Genomic DNA, 20348 nt, shown 5'->3' on the forward strand with positions numbered 1-20348 from the left:
TTGTGTGGTTTTTCAAAAAGAGAAAAAGTGATCAGGAACTACAGAATAACCCGTTCTATAAAGAAGGAAATCTGTTGGTTGTTTATCTGAAATGTGATCGATGTGGAGAATATTTCAGAAGCCACCTGAGGATAGGTTATGATTTCATAAACGATTATGATAACGCAGCCACGCCTTACAAGATAGACAAAGTCTATGTCGGATCAAAGTGCCCAAACAAAATCCATTTGTTAGCCTCTTTTAGTGCTTCATATAAGGTAAAAAGTGTGAGTCTTGAAGGTGGAAAATTCATTACTAAGGAAGAATATGAACGAATGATTCAAGAAAAAAAGGAGGAGGAGAAATGAAAAAACTTTTCACAAGCGAGAGCGTCACCGAAGGCCATCCAGATAAAGTAGCCGACCAGATCTCAGATGCAATTCTGGATGCGATTATCGAACAAGATCCAGATGCAAGAGTAGCTGTAGAAACACTCGTGACAACTGGTATAGCGGTTGTTGCTGGAGAGGTTACAACTGAAGCTTATGTGGATGTACAGGATATTGTACGAAAGACTATTTTAGAAGTAGGATATACACGGGCAAAATATGGTTTCGATGGTGAAACATGTGGAGTTTTTACCTCAATACACAATCAATCTCCCGATATTGCCCTTGGAGTAAATAAAGCACTCGAAGCAAGAGAGAAAAACAACGATGAAGATGAATTTGACAAGGTTGGTGCAGGAGATCAAGGAATGATGTTTGGTTATGCAACCAATGAAACACCTGAGTTCATGCCATTGCCAATAATATTAGCCCATAAACTTTCAATGAGATTGGCGAAGGTGAGAAAAGAAAAAATCATACCATTTTTAAGACCCGATGGAAAAACCCAGGTAACAGTGGAATATGATGAGAACGGCAAACCAATCCGTGTTGATACAGTATTGATATCAGCCCAACACGATCCCGATGTCACCATGAACGACTTAAGGGATGCTCTCATAGAACATGTCATCAAACCAACTATTCCAGAAAAATACTGGAACGATCAAGTGAAGATACTGGTAAATCCAACTGGAAGATTTGTCCTTGGTGGTCCATCAGCCGACACGGGATTGACCGGTAGAAAGATAATCGTCGATACATATGGTGGTTGGATCCCACATGGGGGAGGAGCGTTCAGTGGTAAGGACCCAACGAAAGTTGATAGATCGGCACATTACATGGCGCGATACGTAGCAAAGAATGTCGTTGCTGCAGGTTTAGCAGATAGATTCATGTTGCAGGTTGCCTATGCCATAGGTAAAGCAAGACCTGTTTCATTCATGATAGACACCTTCGGAACGGCAAAGGTCGATGAGACAAAACTGAGAGATGTAATAACACAGATTTTTGATTTCAGACCGCTTGCCATAATAAAGAAACTCAATCTCAGAAGACCTATCTACAAAAAGACCGCAGCATATGGACACTTTGGTCGAAATGACCCAGATTTCACCTGGGAAAATCTCGATGTTGTTCCAGAATTAAAAAGGGCATTTAATATGTGAAGGAGGAAGAATAGATGGCAAAGAAAGTCAGCAAATCTGTAGTGAAAAGGGCTGAGGAAGCGCTTAAGAGAAAGGTTAGAAACAGGGCATATAAAACTCAGATGAAAAATGCAATCAAGAAAGTGCTCGAAGCTGTCAAGACAAAAGAACCAGCTGATAGTATAGACAAACTTTTGAAAAATGCTATTTCAACAATCGACAAAGCAGCTTCCAAGGGAATTATTCATAAAAATCAAGCAGCCCGAAGAAAATCTCGCTTAGTAAAAGCCATAAGATCATAACTGTAAAAAACTCTATAAGAAGATTTAAGTTACTTTTCTAACCTGTTCCAGCACCTACGCGTTGGTGCTGGTTTTTGTTGTGTGATAAAATTGTAATGAGGAGAAATCTGAAAATGAGTAAGGCAGTGATAAGGTTTTTGATATTCGTGACAATGCTTTGGATAGGTTCTACATTGGCATACTATTTTTCGAGTATGTGGTTCATCACAACGTGGTATGCCAGTATTTTTGTGGTAAGTTTATACTTCGCTTTAAAAACCGGTGAGAAGTTATCGGATCTTTTCAGATTAAATGGCAAATGGATATTGAAAAGTATCTTATTTCTACCATTGATATATGCCTTGATGGCAGTGGTGAGTTTTATTTTCCCATCCATTGGTGCAACTACTCAAATACAAAAAGTCGATATAACAACGGCTATAGTAATAACATTTTTAGGACCAATCTCGGAAGAGATGGCCTTTAGAGGTTATACTCAGGGAATAGCTCGCAGGAAATTGAATGTTAACTCAGCAATACTGATCACGGCATTATTTTTCTCTTTCTTTCATCCATTTGAGGTCTTTCCCCAGATCTTTGTGATGTCAATGGTGCTGAGTGTTGTGAGAGAGATCTCTGGATCACTCGTTCCGCCGATGATAATACATTGCCTCAATAACACAGTAGCGTTGGTAGTTAGTTTCCTGATTTGAAAGGGGTGATATGATGTTCGACAGATTTTCTGAAAGATCAGCACAGGTCTTTGTTGAAGCTCAGAACGAGGCTAAAGAAATGGGACATTCATATGTAGGAACAGAGCATATACTTTTGGCAATTTTGAAACAAGATCTGCCCATTGTTGACACTCTTGCAGAAATGGGTATAACTTATGCTCGAACAAAGAATGAAGTCATTTCAATGGTTGGAATGGGAATGCGGGGTTTTTCAAGCTCTCCTCAAATGACTCCACGCGCCAAAAGAGTCATAGAGTTGGCATATGAAGAAGCAAAGTATCTTGGAAGCGATAAAATCCATCCTGAACATATATTGCTCGGTATCATAAGAGAAGGAGAAGGTATTGCCGTTCATGTACTTAGAAAGATGGGTATCGATCTTGGAACGCTTAGAAAGGTAATCGTCGAGAATGCCTCGCCAAAGAACACGGAGTTCGAGGGTGACAGAACCGTTGAAAATGCTTCAGTAAGGCACTTAGAAGGTTTTGGAATAGACTTGACCGCTCTTGCTACAAAAAACCAGTTAGATCCAGTTATCGGAAGAGAAGAAGAGATAGAAAGAGTCATGCAAGTGCTTGTTCGCAGAAAGAAAAACAATCCAGTTCTGATTGGTGAACCGGGAATTGGTAAGACAGCTATAGTAGAAGGACTCGCCCAGAGAATTGTTGCAGGAGAGGTCCCGGAACCTCTCAAGCGTAAAACAATATTTTCTCTTGATGTAGCTGCCCTCGTTGCTGGTACAAAGTATCGTGGGGAATTTGAAAAACGAATGAAAAAATTACTGCAAATAGTTACCAAAGATCCAAATATAATTCTCTTCATCGATGAAGTTCATACGATAGTCGGTGCTGGTTCTGCAGAAGGTGCTGTTGATGCAGCAAATATACTAAAACCAGCCCTTGCACGTGGAGAAATCAGATGCATAGGCGCTACAACTCCTGATGAATACAGAAAATATATCGAAAAAGATGCCGCACTTGAAAGAAGATTCCAAAAAATCTATGTTCGAGAACCGACAATTGAGGAAACACTCAACATACTCAAAGGACTCAGATACAAATATGAATCTCATCACAGGGTTAAGTACACAGATGGTGCATTGGAAGCTGCTGTTTATCTCTCAAAGAGATACATAACAGATCATTTCTTGCCAGATAAAGCTATCGATGTTATAGACGAAGCGGCTGCCAGAGCACGACTCAAGAGCTTTGTAATTCCATCTGAATTGCAGCAGTTGAAAAAACAACTTGAAGATGTCAAATCAAGTAAGGAACTGGCTGTACTTAACCAGGATTACGAGAAGGCAGCTGAACTCAAAGAACAAGAGAAAGTTCTCAATCAGCAATACACTGATAGATATGAACAATGGCGGAAGTCTGTTGAATCATCGATTGTAACTGTCGATGTTGACCAAATCGCCGAAGTTGTTTCTGGATGGACGGGGATACCTTTGATGAAGCTCGAGGAAAGCGAAAGCATGAAACTATTGAGCCTTGAGAAGGCACTTCATCAGAGAATAGTTGGACAGGACGAGGCTATAAAAGCAATCTCAAAAGCCATAAGAAGGGCGAGGAGTGGACTAAAAGATCCAAGAAGGCCTATAGGTGTCTTCCTGTTTTTAGGGCCAACAGGTGTTGGAAAAACAGAACTCACAAAGGTACTCGCAGCACATTTGTTCGGCGATGAAAAAGCGCTTTTAAGATTCGACATGAGTGAATACATGGAGAGATTCTCCGTTTCAAGGTTAATTGGAGCACCTCCTGGATATGTCGGATACGAAGAAGGAGGAACTCTCACTGAGAGAGTCAGGAGAAGACCATTTTCAGTAATTTTGTTCGATGAGATAGAAAAAGCACATCCCGATGTGTTCAATATCCTTTTGCAGATAATGGACGATGGAAGACTAACAGATTCTCAAGGTAGAGAAGTTGATTTCAAGAACACGATTGTTGTGATGACGAGTAACATAGGAGGCAACCTCATAAACAAATCAAAGAAGACTATGGGATTTGTATCTGCCGAGGATGCACAAAAGGATTATCAAGAAATGAAAAATCTCGTTTTGGAGGAAGTTAAGAAAACTTTCAGACCAGAATTCTTAAATAGAATAGACGAGATTATAGTATTCCACTCGTTGACGCGCGAACATATAGAAAAGATCATCGATATACTCGTGTCCGATGTTCAAGAAAGACTCGTAAGTAAAGGAATTACATTGAAATTGACCAAGGAAGCAAAGCAATTCTTAATCGAGAAAGGTTACGATCCCATCTTCGGCGCAAGGCCTTTGAAAAGAGCCATCCAGCAATATTTAGAAGATCCTCTTGCAGAAGAGATACTCAGGGGAAAATTCAACCCAATGGATACTGTAGTGTGTAAGGTCGATAAAAATGGTTTGAAGTTCGTCAAGAAGAAACACAAAACAGGTGTACTCAAGAGATGAAGGAAAAAGCGTATTTTGTTTGTACCAATTGTGGTTACGAGTCAGTAAAATGGTTCGGTAGATGCCCTAAATGTGGTGAATGGAATACTGCAAGTGAATTCAAAGTAGAAGCAAAGGAAAAGAATAAGCCAACGATAATCAATCTGAAAGAAGCTACGAAATCTGCTCAGACAATCAAAAGACTGAGTACGGGCTTTACAGAACTCGACACAGCGTTGGGTGGAGGTATTTTACCGGGGCAAGTGATCTTACTTGGTGGAGAACCTGGTGTCGGAAAAAGCACATTGGCTCTTGAGATATGTAGTGAATTGTCAAAAAATGATTTAGAAACTCTATATGTCGCTGCTGAAGAATCAGCAGACCAGGTAGCTATTAGGGCTCAAAGGCTTTCCTGTAACAGCCTTGAAAGGATCATGATTTGTTCCGAGAACGATCTTGAGCAAATAGTCAATTTGCTCAATCGGAATTATGCTTTACTCGTAATCGACTCGCTCCAAACGATGTATTCACCTGAAGTTGGAACGTATCCTGGCAGTATATTGCAAATTCGTACTTGTGCCGAGAAGATAATAGAGAAGTGCAAAGAACTCTCTATTCCAAGTGTACTCATAGCACATATAACTAAAAGTGGTGAGATATCTGGACCGAAACTGGTTGAACATTTGGTCGACACAGTTGTTTATTTCGAGGGAGAGAGAAACACCGAACTCAGAATCTTGAGAATCATGAAGAACCGCTTTGGACCATCAGGAGAAGTCGCAGTCTTCGAAATGACTGAAAATGGGCTCAAACAGGTCGTCAATCCAGCTTTCTACGATATTGAAGATCAATTGCCAGGTAACTGTTTAACATGTTCAATTGAAGGATCTCGAACTTTCGTGGTGCAGGTACAAGCTCTCGTATCGAGGACCAAGAGTACAGTACCAAGGCGAGTGAGCAATGGTTTTGAAATGACAAGATTGCTTTTGTTGATAGCGGTGATAGGAAGACATCTACATTTACCAATAGAGTCACACGATGTTTATGTCAATATTCTCGGAGGTTTGAAAATCACTGACCCCGGGATCGATGCAGCTGTCGTTGGTGCATTACTTTCTTCTATGTTAGACAAGAAAATCGGCAAGGTAGCATTGATTGGTGAAGTGAGTTTAGATGGATCTTTGAAGCGTGTTCACCGTTTGAAATCAAGAATCGATGCGGTTAAAAAAATTGGAATTAATTCGATTATTATCCCAAGAACCACGGAACTGAAAGAGGAAGACGTCCAGAAAATAAACTCTCTACAAGAACTCGGTAAAGTATTGGGGGTGATTTGACTTGATACCAGATGATCTTCTCAGCAAAATCGCTTTACTTTCACCCGGGACCAAACTGAGAAAAGCCTTGGATGATATTATATCTGCAAACTTAGGTGCATTGCTCTTTTTTGTCGATGATCCTCAGAAATATGAAGATATAATCCAAGGGGGATTTGATCTGGATTGTAATTTTTCACCAGAGAGACTTTACGAATTGGCAAAAATGGATGGTGCAATAGTTATTTCAGAGGATCTTTCAAAAATACTTTTCGCCAATGTTCATCTGGTACCAGATCCAATGATTCCAACTTTGGAAACTGGTATGAGGCATCGAACAGCTGAACGAGTAGCAAAACAAACAGGACAGATGGTCGTTGCAATATCAAAAAGAAGAAATGTGATATCACTTTATTGTGGTCAGTACAAATACGTTATGAACGACACCCGTATCTTGATGGCAAGAGTATCACAAGCTATAAATACTCTGGAAAAATACAGGACGAACTTTGATAAGATCATCTCTGAAATAGAAGTCAACGAATTTCATTCAGGTGTTTCGATATATGACGTTGCTCGCGCTGTGGAGAAGGCATTAACTATAATGAAAACTTACGAAGAGATATATCCATATTTAGTAGAACTCGGTGAAGAAGGAAAATTAATGAATATGCAATTGGAAGAAATTTTAGAAGATATAGAAGATATAACATGCCTTTTGGTAATGGATTATTCTCAAAAGGATTTAGATTTAGATCAAGCTCGGGAGATAGTTGAACGATTAGAACAGGACAGAGAAAGCTCTCTTTTGAGAATCATTCGAACCTTAGGAATCGATGTTCAAAATCTGGCTCAAGCCGGTGAGGTAATTTCCTACCCACGCGGTTATAGAGTCTTGAAGTACACTGCAAAGATTCCTATAAGTGTTTCTGCAAAAGTTGTCAAAACTTTTAAGAATCTCAGATCACTCAGTGAGGCAACTATCGATTCTCTTCAGTCTGTAGATGGTATAGGTGAAAAAAGGGCATTGGCAATTGCGTCAGCAATTGGTATGATTAAGAATAGAGTTGGTTGATCACAATACCATTGACATGTGGTACAATGGCAAAGGTCATATTAAGATGTAGAAGGAGGATCAAGGATGAAAAGAACCTATCAACCCAATCGTAGAAAAAGGCAGAAGACTCATGGCTTTTTGGCACGATCAAGAACACCATCTGGTCGTAAGGTTCTGGCACGAAGACGTGCGAGAGGTAGATGGAGAATCGCCGTTTGAATGATTTTTGTCTGCCCAGAACAGAACGCCTGAAACTTACCAGAGACTTCGACAGGGTGTTCCGAGAAGGGAAGGTTCTACAGAGTGATTTTTTCACAGTTATGTATGTCAAAAACAGCCTTGATTACAACAGAATAGCTGTTATGGTGAAGAGAAAATTCGGCAAGGCTCATGAGAGAAACAAGATTCGACGCTGGATAAAGGAAGCATACAGATTGATGAAAAGTGAATTGGCAAGGGGATTTGATATAATCATTCTTCCCCGGAAAGCCCTGTCGGAAGTCTTTAGGAGTTTGTCATATTCACTTGTGCAGAGAGAGCTCTATGATTTGCTAAAGAGGATCGAGAGATGAGAAAGATATTTATATCATTGATACGTTTCTATCAAAGATATATCTCTCCATTGAAACCACCGACATGTAGGTTTACCCCTACTTGTTCAACTTATGCCATCCAGGCAATTGAGCGTTTTGGAGTGCTTAGAGGAGGATTTCTTGCGCTCATAAGAATTATCAGATGCAATCCTCTAAATCCCGGAGGAGATGATCCTGTACCGGAGAAATTCACACTAAGGAGGAGATCGACTTGAAGAAACTCATTGTCTTCATATTAGTTGTCATTTCAGTAATCTTTGCTTTTTCTAAGAATGAGATCCAATTGACAAATCTTGAGAATGGATTGAAGATCGTCACACGATTCGGTGAATATGAATTGAACAATAAAGGTGATTTTGTTAACATTTATCTAACTCTTGACAGAAAGATCCACATATTCCAAGCCGATGGCGATGGACTCGAGTTGTTTTCGCCAGAAGGTTCTCCTTTGAAAGTGATCACAACTACTGTCAAAGGAACCATGGTTGCACCGAACACATATTCTGGGGATCTGTCCTTAGTATACGAATACGAAAACGGCACTCAAAAGGTAATAACTTTCAAGAATGCTCCAGAGTATATAATAATTGTTGAAATCAACAATGTAGACTCCGTGGTCTTAACACTACCAAGAGTTTGGTACGAAGAAAACGACCGTGTTGTAAAAGATTACTTTGTGTCTTTCGCACCGAAAAATAGAATCATCTCGATTTCAAAGATAAATAACAGTGGAAAACTCGTTTCCAACAAACTAACCATCAACAACTTAGGAAAAGTAATGCTCCACATGGCACCTTACAAGAGAATTTTTTTGAAGAAACTGTTTGAAGATGATTATCCGGTATTACTCGCAGAAATTAAAAAAATAAGCGGTAGTTCATCGTGGTACGATCCATTTTTCTATCCACTTGTATGGTTCTTCTGGTGGCTTTTTGAACTCACAAAGAACTTTGGTTGGACAATAGTGGTCTTCACAATCGTGGTGAGATTGGTCTTGTATCCACTGTACCACGCACAGACAAAATCAATGATAAAGATGAGAAAGCTTCAACCAAAGATTGAGGCAGTGAGAAAGAAATACAAAGATCCAACTAAGCAGCAAGAAGAACTGATGAAGGTTTACAAAGAAGAAGGTGTGAATCCTGCGAGTGGTTGTTTGATGTTACTTATACAATTACCCATATTCTTCTTGCTTTACGCAGTTATAAGATACTTTCAAGAAGAATTTGCCTTTGGCAGCAGATTTTTGTTGTGGAACGATCTTTCCGTTGGTGGTTTTGGACCGAATGTGTTGTTCATAGTTATCACCATTGTCGCGAGTTATTACAATACATTAATAACGAGCCAGGATACAAGAAGCGCTTGGCAAGGTATCTTGATGTCTGTGATTTTCCCATTTTTGTTTGTTGGACTACCAAGTGGTTTGTTTTTGTACTATACACTCAATACAGTCATTCAACTTGTAATCACATACTATATTTATAAGCGTTACAAGATAAGAGGCATAACAACAAGAGAATTACTCGGTTTGAAACCTAAGGCTTAATTGAGGGGTGAGAACTGGTGAAAAAATTAAGAGCCACGGGACCTACTGTAACAGAGGCCATTGAAAAAGTAAAACAACAATTTGATCTTATGGATGAAGAGTTCGATTACACCGTTATCGAAAAAGGTTCAAAGGGATTCTTTGGTCTCATGGCTAAGGAAGCAGTGGTTGAAATAACGATCAAGAATGGATTCTATAAAAGAAAGCTTGAGCAGTTCATGAACCATATATTGAGCACATATGGAGATATAAACGTGAACGTTCAGTGTGTTGGTAAAAAATTTTCAGTCGAACTCGAGGGAAAGGATCTTGGCAGGTTAATTGGAAAACACGGAAAGACTCTTGCTGCATTACAGCACATTGCCACTATCTATCTCAACAGATTGAGTGATACGAAATTGTCTGTGATAGTCGATGCCGGTGAATACAGAGAGAGAAGAAAAAAGAGCCTTGAGCATATGGTTAAACAAGTGATAGAGAACGTAAGAACCAATAAAGGGAAGGTTATTTTAGATCCAATGTTTTCCTTTGAAAGACGTGTGGTTCATGAGATTGCAAAAAATTATTGTGATATCAAGAGTTATTCAATTGGTATCGAACCATACAGAAAGGTCGTCATTGAATACTGCCCAGATAGTAAAGAATCATTGAGACCTGACCAGAACTTCAAGAGTAGCGTTCGCGGCAGCTAAGAGCGGATCTCTTTCAAGTTCAGCACTGCCAATCAGACTTTTTTCTTTGCCGTTATCGAGTTTGGTTATATGACACAATAGGAATTCTTTACCAGCTAATGTGACGATTCGCACATCATCAACAGAATAGATGCTTTCTGTCAATTCGTCGAAAGCAGAGACGACCGCCGTTGCAGCAGTTTTGAGCTTTTGAAGGCTTGTTTTTGCCCCTTCAGCAGTGCCTTCGTATCTATCTTCTCCGTGTTCCACAACGACCCTGATACGCAAATTTTTACCGAGATCTTCTGTCGTCAGAGATGCGATAGTATACTCAGGTTGAGTACGTATCTCACCAGACATCTGAGCAACGCTTATTATTTTTCTGTCTATTCTCAAACCAGTTGAAGCCAATATCGCTGTCTCTACATCGCGAACAATCTGTTTGGGATTTTTCGCTGAGTCGGCTATGACATGTATTTCTCTCAAATTATCCCCATCAGGCACAACCCTAACGGCTGTGACTCCAGATATTTGAGAAATAATACTTTCTAATTTTTTCGCATCTACCACAAAACATTCCCCCTTCTGGTATTCTAACATATGGTGATGAAAAGATGACAATAGGTATAATAATGGCTGCTGGCAAAGGTATTCGTGCAAAGACAGATTTACCAAAACAGTTCTGTAAGATTTGTGATAAACCTGTTCTTTCTTATTCGCTTTCCACTTTTGAAAAGTCAACTTTGGTAGATTCCTGTCTTGTAATGATACCTGACGGGTGGAAAGACAATATTTTACAGATAACCAGAGAATTCAGCAAGGTTAGATGGATATTGACAGGAGGTATGACGAGGCATGAAACATCTCTCATAGCAATCGATTTTCTCAAGACCATCAACCCGTCAATAGTGATCTTTCACGATGCAGCAAGACCTTTTTTGAGTTTGAATTTACTCGAAAAGGTGATACAAGAAGCAAAGATCTATGGGGCAGCCACTGCAGCTATATCTGTTTCAGATACAGTAGCGTATTGCAAAGACGATTTTGTAGATTCTTATATACCAAGAGAATCTCTGTATCGTATTCAAACTCCACAAGCTTTTGAATATAGAATCATAGCGGATGCAATCAGAAAATTCCAAGCTGAGGACGGCACAAAACCAGTTTTTCTGAGTAATAGAAAGATAAGAATCGTCGAGGGTGATCCGTATTGTTTCAAGATCACAAAACCAGAAGACCTTGACCTTGCGGGATCTATCTGTAAATTCTGGAAAAATACAAAATACAGTCAAGAACAACCTTGAAAAGAAAATCTACCGAGTTCCTTATCTTGCTCTATTCAAAGGATTTGTGCGGTATCCGATACTTAGATACAACTAAGTTCTAAATCAATGATTAGAAGATGATTTTTCTATAAAATTTATCTCAAATATACTCATAGCAAATATTCGGTTTGTTTGTTATATTTTTCACTTTCGTATAATATATAATAGACAAGCTTGTCGGGCAGATCTGTCCTGGAACGACTGTGTAAATTGGGGTTGGTCTAATCTCTTGGGACCTTGGTCCATCGATCTGGCGTGATCAATCGGTTTGTGAAAGGCAAGTCATTGTGGCTTGTTTGGTAAAGATCATCTATCTTGATCCTTTGAAAGAAATTATATTGCTTTCAGACTTCCATATAAAAAGATCTCGGTAAAGTTTCGTAGGACAAAATTCGAACAAGATATGAAAACTGAAAAAGCACCAGAAACCTTGTGGGTTATCTTTTTGAATTCTTCTCTTATTCATTTGATATTTTCTTAAATTTTCTACTTTTCAAAGATAATACTTGAATTTTTTCTCAGTGATTTTTTAGTTAGAAATAGCAAGTACTGGAGAATAAGGCGGAGATTGACTCCGCCTTTTGTGTTTTGTCTGTAAATTCAAATCTTGACGGATGCTCGATTCTATGTGATATAATATGTGCCAACCTGAGAAAATCAGGTATATTTCTCTAAAAGGGGGTTGGATCATGCGGAAGGTCTACGTGTTTATTGCTTTAGTTCTGACTTTTGCCGTCGTCTTAGCAAGCGAAATCACCGAAGTAAAGATTGGTGCTGGCTGGGAAATGACAGGACCCATTGCGGGATTTGGCCAGATGTCGTGGGATGGTGTGAAACTGGCGATGAAACTCAGACCAACGGTTAGAATCGGCGGCAAGGATGTACCGGTAAAGGTAGTTTTGCTCGATAACAAAGGCGATAAGGCCGAAGCAGCCAACGTTGTAAAGAGATTGATTGATGTCGAGAAAGTAGTTGCCATTCTTGGACCGTGTACCAGTTCATGTGCCCTTGCTGCTGGCGCGATAGCCGAACAAAAACAAGTTCCGATGGTTACAAATACCGCAACAAACCCACTTGTAACCCAGAACAGAAGGTTCATTTTCAGAGCATGTTTCATCGACCCAATGCAAGGAGAGTTACTTGCAAAATTTGCATGGGAACAACTTGGTTCAAAAAACGTCGCAATCATGGTTGATGTAGCACAAGATTACGTTGTCGGACTTGCAAACTATTTCAAGAGAAAGTTCGCACAACTGGGGGGTAAGTTCTTTGAAGAATACTACAATACTGGAGACCAAGATTTCACCGCTCAGTTGACAGATGCACTATCTAAAAAGCCAGATACAATTTTCTTACCTGGATATTACTCGGAAATAGCATTGATTTGTAAACAAGCAAGAGAACTTGGTTTCAAGGGCAATTTCTTGGCTGGTGATGGTGCAGATGCACCAGAACTCATACAAATAGGTGGAAAATTCGTTGAGGGTTTGTACTACACAACCTATTTCCACCAGGATGCCGACCTTTCACCAGCAACAAAACCTTTTGTTGAAGCATATGTTAAAGAATACAACAGAAGGCCAGATGCCTTTGGTGCCTTGGCATTTGACGCTTACAATCTTGTGTTAGATGCCATCGAAAGAGCCCAATCGCTTGATCCTGTAGCGATCAGAGATGCACTTGCAGCCACCAAGGATTTCCAGGGTGTTGGCGGTTCTATCACCTATCCGGAAGGTTCTGGAGACCCTGTGAAGCCCGCTGTGATCAATACCGTGAAGAACGGTCAATTCATGCTTATGACAGTCGTCAGACCGTGATTATAGCCCCCGAAAAGGGGGCTTTTCCAAATTTGGGGGTGATTTTTTGAACTTTGCTGGATTTCTACAGCATCTTGTCAATGCATTTTCTCTGGGTGGGATTTATGCTTTGATCGCCATAGGTTATACAATGGTTTATGGTATTTTGAGGCTCATCAATTTTGCGCACGGTGATATTTTTACATATGGAATCTACTTTGCCTTTTATGGTGTTATCTTATTTTTAATGCCATGGTGGGCAGCTTTTATCTTTTCAATCTTTGTAACAGCATTCCTGGGGGCTTTCATCGAGAGAATTGCATACAGACCTTTGAGAAATGCACCAAGGATATCGGCACTCATAACTGCTATTGGTGTTTCCTTCTTTTTAGAGAACTTTGCGATAGTGGTTTTTGGTGGCAGGGCAAAATCCTTCAATCCTCAAACTGGGATCTATCCAACATCCTTCTTAAACATGATCGATATAGGTGATGTTAAGATACCCGTCCTTACATTTATCACGATAGGTATCGTTGTTCTGGCATTGCTGCTATTGATGTGGATTGTCTACAAAACAAAGATTGGAATGGCGATGAGAGCTATTTCAAAGGACATACCAACAACAAAGTTGATGGGTGTCAATGCCGATAGAGTGATCAGTTTCACCTTCATGCTCGGTTCAGGATTGGCTGCAATCGGTGGAATCCTCTGGGCAATGAAATATCCACAGGTTTACCCTTATACGGGCATGATACCAGGCCTAAAGGCTTTCATAGCGGCAGTTGTTGGTGGAATAGGCAGTATTCAAGGTGCAATGATTGGTGGTTTCATATTGGGTATAAGCGAGATAATGATCGTGGCATTTGTACCATCCTTAGCAGGTTATAGAGATGCATTTGCATATGCGATATTGTTGTTTGTTCTACTGGTTAAACCAACTGGAATACTCGGTGTTGAAGTATCGGAAAAGGTGTGAGAGTATGGTGAAAACTCTTCCAAATAAATTGAAATTTCTCCTCACAGTTATTTTGATAGCTATTATTGGCTTACTTCTTTTTGTTGCCAACAACAAAGCAAGTGAATATGTGATACTCATACTCAATTTGATGGCGATAAATATAATTTTTGCAGTTTCACTGACTCTTATAAACGGCATAACTGGTATTTTCTCACTTGGTCATGCTGGTTTCATAGCCATCGGTGCTTATGTATCAACACTGTTGACTCTTTCACCTGCACAAAAGGAGATGACTTTTCTTATTAAACCTCTCATCTATCCATTGAATCAAATTCAAATGCCTTTTCTACCAGCTACACTAATTGCAGGACTCGTTGCAGCGGGTTTTGGTTATATCGTTGCAGCACCTTCGTTGAGATTGATCGGTGATTATCTTGCAATAGCTACACTTGGCCTTGGTGAGACTATAAGAATAATTGCAAATAATGCATGGTCGATAACAAATGGGGCACTTGGTTTGAAAGCAATTCCACCATATACCAATATTTACTGGTCGTGGGGATGGGCATTTGTGACTGTTTTAGTAATTTCAAGCTTGGCGAAGAGTAGTTATGGACGAGCATTGAAAGCCATTAGAGAAGATCCTATAGCCGCTAAGGCAATGGGAATAAATGTGTTCTCACACCAAGTCGTTAGTTTCGTGCTTGGTTCTTTTTTTGCAGGAGTTGGAGGGGCGCTGTGGGCACATTTGATAACGACTATAGATCCCAAATCTTTTGCATTCTCCAAGACATTCGAAATACTCATCATGGCAGTTCTTGGGGGTCTTGGTAGTATAAGCGGAGCAATCATAGGTGCATCGATTTACACGGTTGGGTTGGAGTTTCTGAGAGTTCTTGAGAGTCCTTTCAAAATAGGTTTCATAAGCTTTCCTGGAATCCCCGGTATGAGAATGGTTGTGCTTTCGGTTTTACTCATAGTTCTCATGCTATTTTGGCAACGTGGAATCATGGGGAGAAACGAACTATCTTGGGATATGATTTATGATCTTGTGGCAAGAGAGTCAAATAAAAAAAGAGGTGTGAAAGATGAATGAAGTTCTTCGAATAGATAATGTCACAAAAAGATTTGGGGGACTTGTGGCAGTCGATCATTTTGATGGGTATGTAAAGCAAGGTGAGTTGCTGGGTTTAATTGGTCCAAATGGTGCTGGTAAAACGACACTTTTCAATGTCATAACTGGTATGTACGCCCCTGACGAAGGAAAGATTTTTTTCTCAGGCAAAGATATATCAGGCCATAAACCTTACGAAATAACAAGATGTGGTATTGCTCGAACTTTTCAAAATATACGTTTGTTTTCAGATATGACCATCCTTGAAAATGTCATGGTCTCACAGCATTTGAAGCTCAGAAACTGGTTGTGGTTTTTTAAAAGTATTGCGAAAACACCAGATAGCATACTCATGGAAAAGCAGATGCGACAGGAAGGATTGAAACTCCTACAGAGAGTTGGTTTGGAAAAATTTGCAAACGAAAAGGCAAGTTCGCTTCCTTATGGATTACAGAGAAAACTTGAGATAGCAAGAGCACTGGCGACAAATCCAAAGATGCTTCTTCTTGACGAACCCGCAGCCGGTATGAACCCACAGGAAACTTTTGAATTAATGGAATTCATAAAACAAATCAGAGATGATTTTCATTTAACGATTATGATAATCGAACACGATATGAAGGTGATAATGGGTATTTGTGAAAGGATCTACGTCATGGATTATGGTAAATTGATAGCAGAAGGAAACCCACAACAAATTCAATCCAACCCAACTGTGATTAAAGCATATTTGGGAGAGGAGGTGCTCTCGTGAATAACCAAACGATGTTGAAAATCGAAGACATGCATGTGCACTATGGCAGTATACATGCTTTGAAGGGAATCAATATCGATGTGAAGACTGGTCAAATCGTGACCTTAATAGGTGCTAATGGTGCTGGTAAGACAACTACTCTTCAAGCAATAACAAATCTTGTTAAAAAGAGTGGCGGAAAGGTGTTTTTTTGCGATATAGATATAACTCATATGTCAACTCACCATATCGTGAACAGTGGTATAGCACTTGTTCCCGAAGGTAGAAGAATTTTCCCAAATCTCACTGTCTATGAGAATCTAATGATGGGGGCATATGCAAGAAAAGATATCGAAGGTATAAAAAAGGATCTGGATTGGGTTTTAACGCTCTTTCCAAGATTGAAGGAAAGATTAAAGCAACTTGGAGGCACACTTTCTGGTGGGGAACAGCAAATGCTTGCAGTGGCGAGAGGCTTGATGACAAGACCAAAATTACTCATGCTTGATGAACCTTCCTTAGGACTGGCTCCGTTACTTGTTCGAGAGGTTTTCCAGATAATCCAGAAGATTAGAGAGGAAGGCGTAACGATCTTACTCGTAGAACAAAATGCGCTCGCGGCTTTGAAGATAGCAGATTATGGTTATGTTTTAGAGACAGGCCGAATCGTCATGCAGGATACTGGTGAGAATTTACTCAAGAGCGATGATGTGAGAAAGGCTTATCTTGGAATCGCAATTGCTTGAACCTATTTTTTCAAATAACGTGTTAAGATGAAGGTCAAATGTAGAAAATTTCACGACCTTGGTAGATTACTTAAAACTCCCTGCAATTTGCTACAATTTATTGGAAAGTTACCAATTCACGAGGTTCAAAACTTAAAGTACAGGGAGGAGTAGAAAATGCCAAAGATGAAAATTGTTTTGGATAGTACATGTGATATACCAAGAGAATGGATCAAGAATTTAGATGTTGCAATCGCTCCTTTACATGTTGTCTGGCCAAATGGAAACCAAGAAGATGATACGAGAGATCTTGAACAGATTCAGGACTTTTACAAAAGAGTTTCCTCTGCAAAGGAATTACCAAAGAGTTCCCAACCATCTGTCGGTGAATTTGTTTCATTGTATAAGGAAATAGAAAAAGACGGATACGATGAAATCCTTGTCATTTGTATTTCAACAAAACTTTCTGGAACTTATGATTCAGCATTGAGTGCTGCGCAGCAGGTAAAAATACCTGTCTTTGTGATTGACAGTAAACTCGCTTCTGCGGCTATGCCACTACCAGCAAGACGTGCAAGAGAGTTGGAAAAAGAGGGATTAAACGCACAGAAAATAGCACAGGCACTTGATCAAGATGTCAAAAGTGGACGGTATAAAGCGATATTCTATGTCTCAAACTTTGATTTTCTTGTCAAGGGTGGAAGGGTTTCAAGAATGCAGGGCTTTTTTGGCTCATTACTCAACATACACGTAGGTTTGTGGATCGATCCTGAGGGAAAACTCGTACCATTCGAAAAGGCAAGAGGTACCAAAAGAGCCCAGGAAATGCTCATTAACAAAGCACTGAGCTTGGTACCAAAAGGGTCAAAGATAAGATTACTCATGGTCGATGCAGACGCAAGAGAAAGCACAAAGGTTCTCTTGGGAATGTTAAAACAGCATTATCAAATTTTAGATGTCAATTTCACCGAGATGGGAAAGGTTATCACAACCCATGTAGGACCAGGAACCGCTGGTTTTGGTCTGGAGGTTGTTGAATGAAGCAATGGGTTTTGGTTGTAATATTAATTGCAGTTGTGGGTCTCATGATTTTGATCCTGTACTTAAGACAACCCAACATTCCAATCATAATCTTTGAAGATGGGGAAACTAATTTTCGTAGCGGTGTTGAAAGGTATGTCAGAGAAAAAAATTTGAAAGTATTACTTGTGACAGTCAGGGTAGATCAAAATGACGATGAGATTGAGAAAATTCTGCAGAGATATCCAAACTGTTATGCAATTGGTCCTAGGATCAGCACAGAAGCGTTGGCACTACTTCCCTATCTTGAAAAGTATCAAATCTTTGCAGTGGCTCCCTTGGTGACTTCTCCAAAAGTTGTTGGAAAGAGTAGATATCTAATGACCTTGAGTGCATCGGACGAATTGCAGGCAAAGGAATTGGTCGAAAGATTGCAAAAAGATTCAAGAAAAAATACCATTGTGATATGCGATAAAAACAATATAGTTTACAGTGAAAATCTTTTTCATATGATGGCTCAATCTTCACCATTATCCTTAGATTGTCTTTATGTGGATTCTGCAGAGGAACTTCTATATTTCGATTTTTCAAAATACGATTCAATGGTTTTGGTCCTCGATGGGAGAGTTGCTGGTTTAGTAGCTCAATTGGCTACAAAGAAAGGGTTCAGAGGGATTATCTATGGCTCTGACTATGCTTATACAGATACACTGATTTTAACAGGCGCATCAGCAGTTGAAGGGATGATATTATATAGCCTTTTTGATTTTCCACAGATGACACGTTTTGGTTTTACAGACCTTCAAGAGGCCGGCGCCTATGATGCACTCATGGTTGTGTGGTCTTTGATTTCATCAAAAATCAAAACAAATGAGGCATATAGCTATCTTCAAAATAAGAGTTTTGAAGGGGTTACAGGGACCTTTGCTGTCAACTCGGATTTAACTGTTTCAAGATCGAGGGATTTTGTGATAGTAAGAAATGGCCAATTTACCAGCGATGAGGTGAAAAAATGAAGCTCACGATTGCGGCTCGCAGTTTGGTAAGGTATGGTTTTCTTCTGATCTTAACCTTGATTTGTGTCTTCATAGTTGGTTTTGTGATAATCTTTCAAAATGTTCACAGATATTATTCTCAAACCTACTTAAAGTCTGAAAGACAGCTTTTAGAAAGCATAATTGATAATGTGCTTAAGGGAAAACAACAAGCCGATGTTATTATAAGAACATTGAGTCATGATCTTATAGATTTACAAACCGAGGCTGATCTTTCACGTGCATTGTCCTATAAAAAATTACCATGGCTTGTGTCAGATTTCAGAGGATTATTTGCCTCAGGAAATAGTGCAAAAATCTTGATCGAAAATCAAAATAGTTTACTACTTATTGAGATACCACAGAGTTTTTTCAAAAATTTCCTGACAAGTGAACTTGCAGATGTACTTTTGGTCACCGATCAAGGTGAGGTTATTCTATCAACGCAAACGGAAATAGTTGGTACCAATGCAGGAAACAAAAACAAATTTGTGAAATTGAACAACACTTTGGGATATTTGTACCTTGAAGATCTTCCTGTTGAAAATGCAAAGGCTGGTGTTTTCATACCAATACAGAGCTATTTTGTCGTGTTGTTACCATACTTGATTATCTCATCAGCGGCATTGATAGGTACAATTGTGTGGATGATCTTCTTTCTAAGATTTGAAAACAAACTCGTAGGTGCTACTGCAATGGTTGTGAATAATATAAGTAAAAGTACAACACAGATTGAGAAAAACAGAGATGTGAACTATATACCAGTTAAAACCAATATCGATGAATTAAATGAGTTACAAGAATCTATTGTGAAACTCCTTGATATAGAAAAAGCTTCACAAGTTGAAATGCACGCAATGATGAACAGCTTACAAGATACAGTCAATGAACTTGAGGAAATGCAAAGAATTCTCCAAGAGAGAAATACCCAGATAATATCTACCCTTGCTGAGGCAATCGAAATAAAAGATACAAGTACATTTGGTCATTCTGGAAGAGTGGTTAATCTCGCTCTTGATTTGGCAAAAGAGCTCGGTATCACAGATCCGGCAGATTTAGAGGCGATAAAATTTGGGGCCTTGTTACACGACGTGGGTAAAATAGGTATACCCGAACACATTTTAAACAAACCCGGAAGACTCACCTTTGAAGAATTTGAGATAATGAAAAAGCATCCACTATATGGAGAAAAGATCATCAAGAATATCTCTGGATGGGACCTTGTGGCAGATATCGTCAGACACCACCATGAAAACATAGATGGTTCAGGTTATCCAGATGGGTTGGCTGGCGACCAAATAAGTATTCGAGCTCAGATAGTTTCTATAGTAGATGTTTTCACAGCACTCATTGAAGAGAGACCTTATAGACCTGCTCTGAGCTTAGATGAAGCATTGAAGATTATAGAAAATGAAATGATCGGAGTGAAATTTCACCCAGATCTTTACAAGGCATTTTTAAAAGTCGTGAAAAGAAGGCTTTCAGAATTTGGGTTGTGAATATTTCTATT

22 protein-coding genes are annotated in these 20348 nt (G+C 39.4%); 21 read left to right on the forward strand and 1 reads right to left on the reverse strand.

Features of this window, described 5'->3' with window-relative positions; genetic code table 11:
- Positions 1-2: 2 nt before the first annotated feature.
- The 12 genes from TSP02S_RS07565 (at position 3) to jag (ending at position 10154) form a co-directional block, all read left to right on the forward strand.
- Entirely contained in the window at positions 3-347 is a 345-nt protein-coding gene (locus tag TSP02S_RS07565) for a hypothetical protein (protein ID WP_041083142.1), read from the forward strand.
- Complete coding sequence (gene metK / locus TSP02S_RS07570) at positions 344-1534, forward strand: methionine adenosyltransferase (protein WP_041083143.1); 1191 nt, start codon at positions 344-346, stop codon at positions 1532-1534. Before TSP02S_RS07565 ends, metK begins: the two co-directional genes overlap by 4 nt.
- 14 nt (positions 1535-1548) lie before the next feature.
- Entirely contained in the window at positions 1549-1815 is a 267-nt protein-coding gene (rpsT, locus tag TSP02S_RS07575; RefSeq protein ID WP_041083145.1) for a 30S ribosomal protein S20, read from the forward strand.
- Between the two features lie 95 nt (positions 1816-1910).
- A complete protein-coding gene (locus TSP02S_RS07580; protein ID WP_144380750.1) occupies positions 1911-2507 on the forward strand; it encodes a CPBP family intramembrane glutamic endopeptidase in 597 nt (198 codons plus the stop codon).
- A gap of 13 nt (positions 2508-2520) precedes the next feature.
- The gene (locus TSP02S_RS07585) at positions 2521-4971 is read left to right on the forward strand and encodes an ATP-dependent Clp protease ATP-binding subunit (RefSeq protein ID WP_041083149.1); all 2451 of its coding nucleotides are present in this window, start codon (positions 2521-2523) and stop codon (positions 4969-4971) included.
- Positions 4968-6287 (forward strand): DNA repair protein RadA, encoded by a 1320-nt coding sequence (gene radA / locus TSP02S_RS07590; RefSeq protein WP_041083151.1) that lies wholly within the window; start codon positions 4968-4970, stop codon positions 6285-6287. Before TSP02S_RS07585 ends, radA begins: the two co-directional genes overlap by 4 nt.
- Position 6288: 1 nt before the next feature.
- The gene (disA, locus tag TSP02S_RS07595) at positions 6289-7341 is read left to right on the forward strand and encodes a DNA integrity scanning diadenylate cyclase DisA (protein WP_041083152.1); all 1053 of its coding nucleotides are present in this window, start codon (positions 6289-6291) and stop codon (positions 7339-7341) included.
- 66 nt (positions 7342-7407) lie between these two features.
- Positions 7408-7542 carry a 50S ribosomal protein L34 gene (gene rpmH, locus TSP02S_RS07600; protein ID WP_041083154.1) on the forward strand — a complete coding sequence of 45 codons (135 nt, stop codon included), beginning with the start codon at positions 7408-7410 and terminating at the stop codon, positions 7540-7542.
- On the forward strand, positions 7524-7895 hold the full coding sequence (gene rnpA, locus TSP02S_RS07605; protein WP_052465382.1) for a ribonuclease P protein component: 372 nt from the start codon (positions 7524-7526) through the stop codon (positions 7893-7895). The genes rpmH and rnpA overlap by 19 nt, the downstream gene beginning before the upstream one ends.
- Positions 7892-8131 carry a membrane protein insertion efficiency factor YidD gene (yidD, locus tag TSP02S_RS07610; RefSeq protein WP_041083157.1) on the forward strand — a complete coding sequence of 80 codons (240 nt, stop codon included), beginning with the start codon at positions 7892-7894 and terminating at the stop codon, positions 8129-8131. Before rnpA ends, yidD begins: the two co-directional genes overlap by 4 nt.
- On the forward strand, positions 8128-9462 hold the full coding sequence (gene yidC, locus TSP02S_RS07615; RefSeq protein ID WP_041083159.1) for a membrane protein insertase YidC: 1335 nt from the start codon (positions 8128-8130) through the stop codon (positions 9460-9462). The genes yidD and yidC overlap by 4 nt, the downstream gene beginning before the upstream one ends.
- A gap of 17 nt (positions 9463-9479) precedes the next feature.
- A complete protein-coding gene (jag, locus tag TSP02S_RS07620) occupies positions 9480-10154 on the forward strand; it encodes an RNA-binding cell elongation regulator Jag/EloR (protein ID WP_041083161.1) in 675 nt (224 codons plus the stop codon).
- Here the strand turns inward: jag and TSP02S_RS07625 are convergent.
- Positions 10107-10703: a hypothetical protein gene (locus TSP02S_RS07625; RefSeq protein ID WP_041083162.1), complete on the reverse strand. Its 597-nt coding sequence runs from the start codon at positions 10701-10703 to the stop codon at positions 10107-10109. The genes jag and TSP02S_RS07625 overlap by 48 nt on opposite strands.
- Before the next feature lie 44 nt (positions 10704-10747).
- Between TSP02S_RS07625 and TSP02S_RS07630 the strand changes: the two genes are divergently transcribed.
- The 9 genes from TSP02S_RS07630 to TSP02S_RS07670 all read left to right on the forward strand — a co-directional run bounded on the left by TSP02S_RS07630 (position 10748) and on the right by TSP02S_RS07670 (position 20337).
- On the forward strand, positions 10748-11437 hold the full coding sequence (locus TSP02S_RS07630) for an IspD/TarI family cytidylyltransferase (protein ID WP_041083164.1): 690 nt from the start codon (positions 10748-10750) through the stop codon (positions 11435-11437).
- Positions 11438-12147: 710 nt separating this feature from the next.
- A complete protein-coding gene (locus TSP02S_RS07635) occupies positions 12148-13275 on the forward strand; it encodes an ABC transporter substrate-binding protein (RefSeq protein ID WP_041083165.1) in 1128 nt (375 codons plus the stop codon).
- Positions 13276-13321: 46 nt separating this feature from the next.
- Positions 13322-14230 carry a branched-chain amino acid ABC transporter permease gene (locus tag TSP02S_RS07640; protein ID WP_041083167.1) on the forward strand — a complete coding sequence of 303 codons (909 nt, stop codon included), beginning with the start codon at positions 13322-13324 and terminating at the stop codon, positions 14228-14230.
- 4 nt (positions 14231-14234) lie between these two features.
- Positions 14235-15308, forward strand: coding sequence for a branched-chain amino acid ABC transporter permease (locus TSP02S_RS07645; protein WP_041083169.1), 1074 nt, complete (start codon positions 14235-14237; stop codon positions 15306-15308).
- On the forward strand, positions 15301-16080 hold the full coding sequence (locus TSP02S_RS07650) for an ABC transporter ATP-binding protein (protein ID WP_041083170.1): 780 nt from the start codon (positions 15301-15303) through the stop codon (positions 16078-16080). The genes TSP02S_RS07645 and TSP02S_RS07650 overlap by 8 nt, the downstream gene beginning before the upstream one ends.
- A gap of 11 nt (positions 16081-16091) precedes the next feature.
- Positions 16092-16805, forward strand: coding sequence for an ABC transporter ATP-binding protein (locus tag TSP02S_RS07655; protein ID WP_041084258.1), 714 nt, complete (start codon positions 16092-16094; stop codon positions 16803-16805).
- Between the two features lie 156 nt (positions 16806-16961).
- Positions 16962-17825, forward strand: a complete 864-nt coding sequence (locus tag TSP02S_RS07660) for a DegV family protein (RefSeq protein WP_041083172.1) — start codon at positions 16962-16964, stop codon at positions 17823-17825.
- Positions 17822-18820, forward strand: coding sequence for a type 1 periplasmic-binding domain-containing protein (locus TSP02S_RS07665; protein ID WP_041083174.1), 999 nt, complete (start codon positions 17822-17824; stop codon positions 18818-18820). The genes TSP02S_RS07660 and TSP02S_RS07665 overlap by 4 nt, the downstream gene beginning before the upstream one ends.
- Positions 18817-20337, forward strand: a complete 1521-nt coding sequence (locus TSP02S_RS07670) for an HD-GYP domain-containing protein (protein WP_041083176.1) — start codon at positions 18817-18819, stop codon at positions 20335-20337. Before TSP02S_RS07665 ends, TSP02S_RS07670 begins: the two co-directional genes overlap by 4 nt.
- Positions 20338-20348: the final 11 nt, after the last annotated feature.

The organism is Thermotoga profunda AZM34c06 (assembly GCF_000828675.1).
Lineage (GTDB): Bacteria > Thermotogota > Thermotogae > Thermotogales > DSM-5069 > Pseudothermotoga_B > Pseudothermotoga_B profunda.

Bases quoted from the DNA above. Each gene is read 5' to 3' on its own strand.
- metK (WP_041083143.1), top strand. From the start codon at position 344: ATGAAAAAACTTTTCACAAGCGAGAGCGTCACCGAAGGCCATCCAGAT.
- rpsT (WP_041083145.1), top strand. From the start codon at position 1,549: ATGGCAAAGAAAGTCAGCAAATCTGTAGTGAAAAGGGCTGAGGAAGCG.
- TSP02S_RS07580 (WP_144380750.1), top strand. From the start codon at position 1,911: ATGAGGAGAAATCTGAAAATGAGTAAGGCAGTGATAAGGTTTTTGATA.
- TSP02S_RS07585 (WP_041083149.1), top strand. From the start codon at position 2,521: ATGTTCGACAGATTTTCTGAAAGATCAGCACAGGTCTTTGTTGAAGCT.
- radA (WP_041083151.1), top strand. From the start codon at position 4,968: ATGAAGGAAAAAGCGTATTTTGTTTGTACCAATTGTGGTTACGAGTCA.
- rpmH (WP_041083154.1), top strand. From the start codon at position 7,408: ATGAAAAGAACCTATCAACCCAATCGTAGAAAAAGGCAGAAGACTCAT.
- rnpA (WP_052465382.1), top strand. From the start codon at position 7,524: ATGGAGAATCGCCGTTTGAATGATTTTTGTCTGCCCAGAACAGAACGC.
- yidD (WP_041083157.1), top strand. From the start codon at position 7,892: ATGAGAAAGATATTTATATCATTGATACGTTTCTATCAAAGATATATC.
- TSP02S_RS07630 (WP_041083164.1), top strand. From the start codon at position 10,748: ATGACAATAGGTATAATAATGGCTGCTGGCAAAGGTATTCGTGCAAAG.
- TSP02S_RS07635 (WP_041083165.1), top strand. From the start codon at position 12,148: ATGCGGAAGGTCTACGTGTTTATTGCTTTAGTTCTGACTTTTGCCGTC.
- TSP02S_RS07645 (WP_041083169.1), top strand. From the start codon at position 14,235: ATGGTGAAAACTCTTCCAAATAAATTGAAATTTCTCCTCACAGTTATT.
- TSP02S_RS07650 (WP_041083170.1), top strand. From the start codon at position 15,301: ATGAATGAAGTTCTTCGAATAGATAATGTCACAAAAAGATTTGGGGGA.
- TSP02S_RS07655 (WP_041084258.1), top strand. From the start codon at position 16,092: ATGTTGAAAATCGAAGACATGCATGTGCACTATGGCAGTATACATGCT.
- TSP02S_RS07660 (WP_041083172.1), top strand. From the start codon at position 16,962: ATGCCAAAGATGAAAATTGTTTTGGATAGTACATGTGATATACCAAGA.
- TSP02S_RS07665 (WP_041083174.1), top strand. From the start codon at position 17,822: ATGAAGCAATGGGTTTTGGTTGTAATATTAATTGCAGTTGTGGGTCTC.
- TSP02S_RS07670 (WP_041083176.1), top strand. From the start codon at position 18,817: ATGAAGCTCACGATTGCGGCTCGCAGTTTGGTAAGGTATGGTTTTCTT.